1 pseudogene is annotated in these 246 nt (G+C 35.4%); it reads right to left on the minus strand.

Annotated features, from left to right (window positions below):
- Nucleotides 1-246: pseudogene (locus tag NO346_RS14775) on the minus strand (electron transporter RnfC); the annotation flags it as partial.

Genomic DNA, 246 nt, shown 5'->3' on the forward strand with positions numbered 1-246 from the left:
TATTATGACCTGTAACAGTCATTATTCTTTCTATAAGAGGTTTATCATAGTAGACTGCCTCAAAAACTGCATTTACAGTAGAAACATTGGAAACGATAACACCAGCGTCCATAGGAAGACCACCTGATGGTACTGTTCTAGAAAGTGTAGCATCAATCAATCTTTTCTCATCGCCTTGAGGATATTTTGTTGCAAGTTTAACTGCCTTTATATTAGCTTTTGATGAATTATTAGCTATGTATGAGC

The sequence above is a fragment of the Acinetobacter sp. 5862 genome (assembly GCF_024494585.1).
Classification (GTDB): Bacteria; Pseudomonadota; Gammaproteobacteria; order Pseudomonadales; family Moraxellaceae; genus Acinetobacter.